This window comes from Aureimonas glaciei (assembly GCF_014643375.1).
Taxonomy (GTDB): domain Bacteria; phylum Pseudomonadota; class Alphaproteobacteria; order Rhizobiales; family Rhizobiaceae; genus Plantimonas; species Plantimonas glaciei.
This window is the reverse complement of sequence record NZ_BMJJ01000023.1, coordinates 18,272-27,380: the sequence shown is the minus strand read 5'-3', so window position 1 is coordinate 27,380 and position 9,109 is coordinate 18,272. Positions and strand designations below refer to the sequence as shown.

At 67.0% G+C, this 9,109-nt stretch carries 12 protein-coding genes; 9 read left to right on the top strand and 3 right to left on the bottom strand.

The features are described 5' to 3' along the window. Positions 1–158: 158 nt before the first annotated feature. Together rimM and trmD are read left to right on the top strand one after the other, a co-directional pair. A complete protein-coding gene (rimM, locus tag IEX88_RS26315; RefSeq protein WP_244640509.1) occupies positions 159–779 on the top strand; it encodes a ribosome maturation factor RimM in 621 nt (206 codons plus the stop codon). Next, a complete protein-coding gene (gene trmD / locus IEX88_RS26310) occupies positions 776–1,462 on the top strand; it encodes a tRNA (guanosine(37)-N1)-methyltransferase TrmD (protein WP_188855447.1) in 687 nt (228 codons plus the stop codon). The genes rimM and trmD overlap by 4 nt, the downstream gene beginning before the upstream one ends. Positions 1,463–1,482: 20 nt before the next feature. On the opposite strand, the gene IEX88_RS26305 is transcribed toward trmD, so the two are convergent. Beyond that, a complete protein-coding gene (locus IEX88_RS26305; RefSeq protein WP_188855446.1) occupies positions 1,483–2,232 on the bottom strand; it encodes a sulfite exporter TauE/SafE family protein in 750 nt (249 codons plus the stop codon). Between the two features lie 232 nt (positions 2,233–2,464). Here IEX88_RS26305 and rplS point away from each other — a divergent pair, with 232 nt between their 5' ends. Both rplS and IEX88_RS26295 read left to right on the top strand, forming a co-directional pair. Further along, on the top strand, positions 2,465–2,953 hold the full coding sequence (gene rplS / locus IEX88_RS26300) for a 50S ribosomal protein L19 (RefSeq protein ID WP_188855445.1): 489 nt from the start codon (positions 2,465–2,467) through the stop codon (positions 2,951–2,953). Positions 2,954–3,041: 88 nt separating this feature from the next. Beyond that, on the top strand, positions 3,042–3,860 hold the full coding sequence (locus IEX88_RS26295) for a class I SAM-dependent methyltransferase (RefSeq protein ID WP_188855444.1): 819 nt from the start codon (positions 3,042–3,044) through the stop codon (positions 3,858–3,860). 25 nt (positions 3,861–3,885) lie between these two features. On the opposite strand, the gene IEX88_RS26290 is transcribed toward IEX88_RS26295, so the two are convergent. Next, positions 3,886–4,374, bottom strand: a complete 489-nt coding sequence (locus tag IEX88_RS26290; RefSeq protein ID WP_188855443.1) for a cytochrome C — start codon at positions 4,372–4,374, stop codon at positions 3,886–3,888. A gap of 199 nt (positions 4,375–4,573) precedes the next feature. Next, entirely contained in the window at positions 4,574–5,500 is a 927-nt protein-coding gene (locus tag IEX88_RS26285; RefSeq protein ID WP_188855442.1) for a manganese catalase family protein, read from the bottom strand. 295 nt (positions 5,501–5,795) lie between these two features. Here IEX88_RS26285 and IEX88_RS27150 point away from each other — a divergent pair, with 295 nt between their 5' ends. From IEX88_RS27150 to sdhD, 5 genes are all read left to right on the top strand, one after another. Beyond that, positions 5,796–5,924, top strand: a complete 129-nt coding sequence (locus IEX88_RS27150) for a hypothetical protein (RefSeq protein WP_274604648.1) — start codon at positions 5,796–5,798, stop codon at positions 5,922–5,924. Between the two features lie 81 nt (positions 5,925–6,005). Then, entirely contained in the window at positions 6,006–7,418 is a 1,413-nt protein-coding gene (leuC, locus tag IEX88_RS26280; RefSeq protein ID WP_188855441.1) for a 3-isopropylmalate dehydratase large subunit, read from the top strand. Positions 7,419–7,618: 200 nt separating this feature from the next. Then, positions 7,619–8,086, top strand: coding sequence for a GNAT family N-acetyltransferase (locus IEX88_RS26275; protein WP_188855440.1), 468 nt, complete (start codon positions 7,619–7,621; stop codon positions 8,084–8,086). 244 nt (positions 8,087–8,330) lie between these two features. After that, complete coding sequence (gene sdhC, locus IEX88_RS26270; protein WP_188855439.1) at positions 8,331–8,720, top strand: succinate dehydrogenase, cytochrome b556 subunit; 390 nt, start codon at positions 8,331–8,333, stop codon at positions 8,718–8,720. A gap of 9 nt (positions 8,721–8,729) precedes the next feature. Then, positions 8,730–9,107: a succinate dehydrogenase, hydrophobic membrane anchor protein gene (gene sdhD, locus IEX88_RS26265; protein ID WP_188855438.1), complete on the top strand. Its 378-nt coding sequence runs from the start codon at positions 8,730–8,732 to the stop codon at positions 9,105–9,107. Positions 9,108–9,109 lie beyond the last annotated feature (2 nt).

Sequence of the window (9,109 nt, the reverse complement as noted above, 5' to 3'; positions counted from 1 at the left end):
GCGAAGGCTTGCTAAGAAGCATCCCCGGTGTCGAAAGACACCGGGGATGATGCCGTTCAAACACGCGATGCGCGGGCGAGCGGAACCGCGACGCTTGACCTTCGCGACGCTTCCTCGCAGACCCGTGCCGAAACGCTCCTCTCGTCGCGGTGATCCCCTTGGCCAAAGCCCCCGAAAATCCCATCCTCCTCGGCGTCATCGGCGGCGCCCACGGCATCAAGGGAGAGGTGCGGGTGAAATCCTTCACCGAGGATCCCCGCGACATCAAAGCTTACGGGCCACTCTTCGACGCCAAGGGCAATGCCTATACGCTCCGCTCGGCGCGGATCCAGAAGAACGTCGTGGTTGTCGAGATCGCCGAGGTCACCGATCGCGACCAGGCGGAAAAGCTGAACGGCACCGAGCTCTTCGTCGACCGCTCGGCCCTGCCCGAGGACGATCCGGACGCGTTCTACCAGGCCGACCTCATCGGGCTCGACGTCGAGACCGTGACGGGCGAGGCGGTCGGCACCGTCATCGCCTTCCATGATTTCGGCGCCGGCGAGGTGATCGAGATCCGCCCGGCGCGCGGCGCCACGGTGATGATTCCGTTCTCCGAGGCGGCCGTGCCGGAGATCGACATGGAAAGCGGCGTGATGCGGGTCGAGCCGCTGGCGGCCGGGCTCGTCTCCACCGAGGAGGACGAGGACGGCGTGGATGACGGCGACGACGACGCGGCCGATGCCGGGTCTGATGGCCCGGACGCCGGTGACGCGCCGTCCGGCAAGGGCCGGCCATGAGCTTTCGTGCCTCCGTCCTGACGCTCTATCCCGAAATGTTTCCGGGACCGCTCGGCTTGTCGCTGGCCGGCCGGGCGCTGGAGCGGGGGGATGCCGCGATCGAGACGGTGCAGATCCGCGATTTTGCCGAAGGCAAGCACCGCATGGTCGACGACACGCCGTCCGGCGGTGGCGCCGGCATGGTGCTCAGGGCCGACGTGCTGGCGCGCGCGATCGACCATGCCGCGCCGGCGGGCGACCCCCGGCCGCGGCTGTTGATGAGCCCGCGGGGGCGGCCGCTGACGCAAGGCTTCGTGCGGGAGCTGAGCACGGGGCAGGGGGCGGTGATCGTCTGCGGGCGCTTCGAGGGCGTCGACGAACGGGTGATCGAGGGGCGGGGCCTCACGGAAGTGTCGATCGGCGATTATGTGCTCTCCGGCGGCGAGCTGGCGGCCCTGGTCCTGCTCGACGCGGTGATCCGGCTCTTGCCGGGCGTGATGGGCAATGCCCTGTCGGGCGAGACGGAAAGTTTCGAGACGGGCCTTCTCGAGCACCCCCACTACACCCGTCCGGCGGAGTGGGAGGGCCGCACGATCCCGGCGGTGCTGACCTCCGGCGATCATGGCGCCGTCGAGCGCTGGCGCCGTGCCGAGGCCGAGCGGCTCACCGCCGCGCGGCGGCCCGATCTGCTCGACAAGGCCTGACGCCTGCCGAGGGGCGACGGTCAGCCCCTGGCAAAATAGTAGGCGGCGAGGAACAGGCCGACGGCGACCACGAAGCCGCGGACATAGACCTGCGGCACGCGCTTGGCGGCCCAGACGCCGGCATAGCCGCCGAGGGCGACGCCTGGAATCATGGCGAGGGCGCCCGGCCAGCTGATCGCGTCGCCGGCGATGAAGACGACGATCGCCACCGCGGCGATGACGATGGCCAGAAGGTTCTTCAAGGCGTTGAGGCGGTGGTAGTCGCCGGCCTGCGTCAGGCCGAGCGTTGCCAGCATCATGATGCCCATGCCGGCGCCGAAGAAGCCGCCATAGACCGCGGTGACGAACTGGGCGATGGGGCCTGCCACCGGCGAGTCCGTGCTGGCGCCCGGCTTCGGTTTCGGCTTCAGCCAGGGACCGGCGGCGAAGATGGCGGTGGCGCCGAGGAGAAGCCACGGCACCATCGCGGTGAACTGCGGATTGTCGAGCGACAGGAGGATGAACGCGCCGATGCACGAGCCGACGACCGAGACGAGGGCGAGCACCAAGGCGCCGCGCCACATCTTCTTGATGTCGCTCCAATAGGCCAGCGTCGAGGTGATGTAGCCGGGAAACTGCGCGATCGAGGTGGTGGCGTTGGCGGTGATCGCCGGCATGCCGAGCAGCGTCAGCGCGCCGAAGGAGATGAAGGTCCCGCCCCCGGCGACGGCATTGATGGCGCCGGACAAAAAGCCTGCCAGGAACAGCAGGGCGATGGACAGGAGTGTCATGAGAAGGCCTTCGGACTTATCGCGGGCAGCCGGCGCTCCGTCCGACGCCCGAGCCATAAGCGAGGCTTTCCGGCTTCACAAGGCGCGGGCGCTTTCTCAGGCCTTTTGCGGGCGCGCCATCTCGACAATCCCGCCCGTCCGGTGTATGGCACCCCCGTTCCTCAGAATAACTTGACCGTACCAGACGGCCATGACCGGCGGAGCCGGCATGAAACGAAGAGAGGCTCGCGCCATGGATATCATTTCGGAACTGAACGCTGCCGAAGTCGCCCGCATCGAGGCGGCCCGGACCTTCCCCACCTTCTCCCCAGGCGACACGCTGCGCGTCAACGTGCGCGTCACCGAAGGCACCCGCACCCGCGTGCAGGCCTATGAGGGCGTCTGCATCGCCCGCTCCGGCGCCGGCATCCAGGAAAACTTCACCGTCCGCAAGATCTCGTATGGCGAGGGCGTCGAGCGCGTCTTCCCGATGTACTCGCCGATGGTCGAAGGCGTCGAAGTCGTGCGACGCGGCCGCGTCCGGCGCGCCAAGCTCTATTACCTGCGCGATCGCCGCGGCAAGTCGGCCCGTATCGTCGAGGCCACCAATGCCCGCGCCCGCAAGCTGAACGACGACGCCCGCCAGGTCGTCGTGAGCGAGAAGGCCAAGGCCGAGGCGACCAAGGCCGCCGCCAAGCAGGCCGCCGCCGACGCCAAGGCTGCCGAGCCCGCCGCCGAATAAGGCCGAGTCTGACGTCATGATTGAAAGGCGGCTTTCGGGCCGCCTTTTTTGTGCCCGGATTTCGGCCGGAAAGGCGGGGAGCAAAGCGATGGACGACTTCGAAAAGGCCAACCTCGCCAACTGGGACGAGCGCGCCGCGCTGCACGCGACCGACACGACCGGTTCCTATCGCATCGCAAAAGTGCTGGCCGGCGGCTCCAGCCTGCATGCGATCGAGGAGAGCGAGATCGGTGACATCGCCGGCCGCGACATCGTCCATCTGCAATGCCATATCGGCCTCGATACGCTGTCGCTAAAACATCTCGGCGCGGGAACGGTGACCGGCCTCGACTTCTCCCCGGTGGCGCTCGCCGCCGCCCGCGATTTTGCCGCGAGAGCCGGCACCGAGGCGCGCTTCGTCGAGGGCTCGCTCTTTGATGCGCCGGATGCCCTCGGCGAGACCTACGACATCGCCTTCGTCAGCTGGGGCGCAATCAACTGGCTCAGGGATATCGATGCCTGGGGCCGCGTCGTCGCCGCGCTGCTGCGGCCCGGCGGACGGCTCTATCTCCTCGAAGGCCATCCCGTGATGAACCAGATGGTGCTCGAGGACGCGCAGCTCGTCGCCCGCTATGGCTGGCGCACCCCGCCGGAGGACCCACTCGTCTTCGACGAGACGACAACCTACACCGGCGACGCCAGGCTGATGGCCAATACCCGCAATTACGAATGGCTGCATCCGATCAGCGCCGTGGTGGGATCCCTGCTGGGAGCCGGCCTCCGGCTCGACTTCCTGCACGAGCATGAGCGGCTTGCCTGGCGCGCCTTCCCCGGCATGGTGGAGGTCGGCGAAGATCTGTTCGCGCTCCCCGACGGGGTCACGAAAATCCCGCTGGCCTTTTCGCTGCAGGCGACAAAGCCGGCTTGACGCGCCGCGTTCATAAGCCGGCTTGTTAATTGGCGACTTGCCTCGCCGGCATCGTCGGCGGCGCGAAGACGATGAACGGCGTCGTCGGTTCCTGCCCCGGCGGCACGTAGGCGGGGGCCGCTTGGCCGGGCTCTCCCAGCGACTTCACGTAGAGATAGAAGGAGCGCAACTCCGTCTCCGTCATTTCGTGCAGATTGAACCAGGGCATGGGCGGGCGGGTCTCGAGAGTCCTGGCATGCGCCACCCAGTCGGCTTCGCTCATCGCCGCGACGACCAGGCGAAGGTTGGCGGGATAGGTGGTGCCCCAGGGGCCGCGGAAGCCGACGGTGTCGCCCGTCAACGCGAGCTTCGGATCGAGAACGCCGCCCGACTGCGGATAGCCCGGCGTATGGCAGTCATTGCAACCGGAGACGATGGCCACGTGCCGGCCGAGATCGGCGCTGGCTTCCTGTGCCGCGCAGACCGCAGGCGCGCAAAGGGATGACACGCAGGTGACGATAGACAGTAGAGACATGCGTGCCATCAAAGCCCCCTCTGAAGAACAGCAGGGGGAGAATGCCATCGCGCTGATACCGTGTCACTCGGGAGAGTGTTCCCGACGCCATCTTCCGTAAGGAAAATAGAGAAATGGCAAACGAAAAAAGGCGCCCCTTCTACCGAAGGGACGCCCCAACTCTTGCGAAGCTACGCGATGGCAGCCGCAAGTCTTTGCATCAGCGCGATTTTTTATAGAGCTTCGAAGCGATTTCGAACATTTCCTCCGGCGCATAGTCGGGGGTGAAAGCCGAGGGGACGCCGGTCAGCTGGTGGATCTTGCCGCCGTCCGGATGGCCTTCGACGACTTGCAGCTCGCCTGGCGGATCGTTCGGCAGGGCGACCTCGCCATTGCCCCAGATGCCGGCCATTTCCTTGTAGTCGTTCGGGCTGAACGTATAGAGCCGGCGATGCGAGCCCTCGTCGAGGTACTTCTGGCATTCCGGGATCTTCGACAGGTCGATGTTCGGGGTGGGGAGAAAGTCCTTGATCTTCACGCCGGTGATCTTTTCCAGCGCCAAAGCATAGGCATGGGCGTGGACGGAGCCGCGCACCAGGAGGTAGCCGCAGACTTCGCGGCCCGTCGGGTCGGTCAGCGTCTCGTAGACCCGGAGCTTGTGCAGGCGGGCGCCGCATTCTAGGTGGAAATTGTGCAGGAGGTCGACGACGACATTGCCGGTGGTGGTGATGAAGTCGTTGTTCCAGGACTGGCCGTTGGAATTCACCGGCATCGCGCCGCCGCCGCCGGCGAGGAAGGCCGCGGCGAGGCGGATGTCCTTCATGTCCTCGAAGGGCGCGCCGGAAATGTCGCCGCCATCGCCCTTGTCACCGTCCTTCTTGTCCGGGCCGTTGTTCAGCATGGCGACGCCGTTCGAGACGAGCTCGACATGGCCGAGTTCTTCAGCGGTAATCGAGGCGACGAGGCTGTAGAACGGCTTCAGCTTCTCCTTGGACCGGAAGTTGAAGCTCTGGAACATGTAGTTGCCGAGCGTGGACATCTCGCCATACTTTCCGCCGAGCAGCTCCTGCAGCGCGGCGGCGGCGTTCGGATCCGCCCGCTTCGGCGCAGGCAGCTCGGCCTGTAGCTTGTCGATTCGCATGAACATGGGTCGGCTCCGGTTGGGGGACTCACGAAGACAAGCCGGCCCGCTTCGCGACGTTCCTCGCTATGCACGGTCCCGGCTACTCATGGCCGGGCCCGACCGGGAAAATCGAGTGTTAACAGAAGGCTACCAAGGCCGGGATATTGCGTCCCGGGCAAGGATCTCAGGCCGCCGCCGCGGGCGGGTGGCTGATTGCGGGGACCGCCGGCGGTGCGCTCGGACCAGGCGCCGCCGCGCGAAAGGGCCGGACGGCCATTCCTCCATTGAAAGCCGGGGGCCGGGCTGTTATTTTCTCCCGATGCATCCGACCCGCGCCATCACTGCCCGCCTGCCGACGACGCTGGGATTTTCCCCGCTCGACGACCGGACGCGGCTGCCCGGGCGGTTCTTCTACCGGTTGATCCAGGGCACCGGCCTCCTCGGCTGAACGACGCGCCGCCTGTTCGGCCGCGCGACAGCCTCCGCCCCATCCCCGATCCCGGATATGCCGGCTGCCAGGACACGATCCATGACCTCTTCCTACCCCCGCACGCTCTACGACAAGATCTGGGACGACCATCTGGTCGACGAGCGCGATGGCGGCGCCCTGATGTATATCGACCGCCATCTCGTCCACGAGGTGACGAGCCCCCAGGCCTTCGAGGGCCTGCGCGTTGCCGGCCGCAAGGTGCGCCATCCCGAGAAGACGCTCGCCGTCGTCGACCACAACGTCTCGACCGCGCCCGACCGCGCGCTCGGCATCAAGAATCCGGAAAGCCGGCTGCAGGTCGAGACGCTGGCGAAGAACGCCGCCGATTTCGGCATCGAGTATTTCGACCAGGCCGACCGGCGCCAGGGCATCGTCCACATCATCGGCCCGGAGCAGGGTTTTACCCTGCCCGGCATGACCATCGTCTGCGGCGACAGCCACACCTCGACGCACGGCGCCTTTGGCGCGCTGGCGCACGGCATCGGCACGTCCGAGGTCGAGCATGTGCTGGCGACCCAGACGCTGATCCAGGCGAAGGCCAAGAACATGCTGGTCGAGGTGAACGGCGCGCTGCCCCCCGGCGTCACCGCCAAGGACATCATCCTCGCCATCATCGGCGAGATCGGCACCGCGGGCGGCACCGGCTACGTCATCGAATATGCCGGCGAGGCGATCCGGGCGCTGTCGATGGAAGGCCGGATGACCATCTGCAACATGTCGATCGAGGCGGGCGCCCGCGCCGGCCTGATCGCGCCGGATGAGACGACCTTCGCCTATGTCGAGGGTCGCCCGCGCGCGCCGAAGGGCGAGAATTTCGCCAAAGCGCTGGCCTATTGGCGGACGCTCCAGTCGGACGAGGGCGCGCATTTCGACCGCGTCGTGCGGCTCGACGCCGCCGCCCTGCCGCCGATCGTCTCCTGGGGCTCCTCGCCCGAGGATGTCGTCGCCGTCGACGGCGTCGTGCCCGATCCCGCCGTCATCGAGGACGAGAACAAGCGCGCCTCCAAGCAGCGGGCGCTGGACTATATGGGCCTCGTGCCGGGCACGAAGATGACCGACATCGCCGTCGACCGCGTCTTCATCGGCTCCTGCACAAACGGCCGCATCGAGGATCTCCGGGCCGTCGCCAAGATCGTCGAAGGCAGGACCGTGGCTGGCTCGGTCTCGGCAATGATCGTCCCCGGCTCCGGTCTCGTGAAGGGCCAGGCGGAGGCGGAGGGCCTCGACAAGATCTTCATCGCCGCCGGCTTCGACTGGCGCGAGCCCGGCTGCTCCATGTGCCTTGGGATGAACGAGGACCGCCTCGCCCCTGAGGAGCGCTGCGCCTCGACCTCGAACCGCAATTTCGAGGGCCGCCAGGGTTTCAAGGGCCGCACGCACCTGGTGTCGCCGGCGATGGCGGCGGCGGCGGCGATCGCCGGGCGCTTCGTCGATGTCAGGGAGTGGCAGTAAGGGTTAAGCCGGGCTCGGCGCCATTCTTCTCCCCTCCGGGGAGAAGGTGGCCCGAAGGGCCGGATGAGGGGCCTGCGTTTCCGGACTGGCCGCTCCCCTCTCTGGCCTGCCGGCCATCTCCCCCCGGCGGGGTGAGAAACGCGCGTTGGGTATCGTGCCCAGCCTTGACCCCCACCCCGTTCCGCGCGACATCCCCTGCCATGGAACCGGTCCCGCAGCCCGATATCGACATCCAGCTCCTTCGCCTGAAGGACGCGCGCGATCTGGCGCCGCTGCTCGCCGCCTATAACCAGGCGGTGTTCCGCGGCGCGCCGGGGGCGCCGGACAAGGTCTATGCCGAACAGTTGCTGCAGGATCGCACCGCCGAAATCCTCGGCGCGCGGCTCGACGGCAAGCTCGTCGGCTTCCTCATCTTCTACGACCTGCCCGATCCCTGGACCGGCATGCGCTCGGGGCTCGCCGATCACATTTTTGTCGAGCACTCGCAGCGTCGCAAGGGCATCGCCCGGGCGATGGTCGATCTCCTCGCCGACGAATCGGACGCGCGCGGCTGGTCGAAGCTCGTGCTGCACGCGCCGCGCAACCCGGAAAACGGCAGCCAGCTCTACCAGCGCATCGCCGAGCCGGCCGACTGGGAGAGCTACGTGATTCGCTTCATCGACCGCTGATGCGGTCGGCCTTCGCCGCCCCGGGCTGCGCTGGACACTCTGTCCGGCCGGGCCGCATCCCGGCGGCAGAGGCGGACGGGGCAAAGCGTCGCGCTAATCGATTAGGCGCCTGCCGACACGGCCCTTCCTTAGAATGGGTCTTGCTTTCGCAGGTGCGATACGCCTTTTACGTCAGGCAGCGCCCGATGCCCCCGCTGTTGCCAGCGACGCGGAACCGGGGGCACGACAGGGACAGGAGGCACCGTTGTCCGAGCTGAAATCCGCGCGGCCGCTATCGCCGCATCTTTCGATCTACCGATTCCGCCCGACCATGGCGATGTCCATCCTGCACCGGATCACCGGCTCGGCGCTCTATGTCGGCACCCTGCTGGTCGTCTGGTGGCTCGTCGCCGCGGCCAGCGGCCCGGAAGCCTTCGCCACCGCCTCCTGGTTCTTCGGCTCGATCCTCGGCCGGTTCATCCTCTTCGGCTACAGCTGGGCGCTCCTGCACCACATGTGCGGCGGCATCCGCCATTTCATCTGGGACACCGGGCACGGTCTCGACAAGGAGACCTCGACCAGACTGGCCCTGGCGACGCTCGCCGGCTCCCTGATCCTCACCACGATCCTGTGGATCGTGGTCGTCATCGTCTAGGAGGCTATGATGAAAATGCGCACCGATCTCGGCCGCGTCCGCGGCCTCGGCTCCGCTAAGGAAGGCACCGGCCATTTCTGGCTGCAGCGCCTTACCGGCATCGCCAACTTGGTCCTCATCACCGCCTTCGTCATCCTTCTGATCGACCTGCACGACCAGACCTATGCCGATGTGCGCCTCGCCTTCGGCAATCCGCTGGTCGGGCTGATCATGGCGCTGGTGGTGATCTCCGTCGCCGTGCACATGCGGATCGGCATGCAGGTCATTCTCGAGGATTATATCCACGGACCGGCGCGACTGCCGCTGCAGATACTCAACACCTTCTTCGCGGTCCTTGTCGCCGGCGCCAGCCTGTTCGCGATCGCCAAACTGAGCTTTGGAGCCTGAGC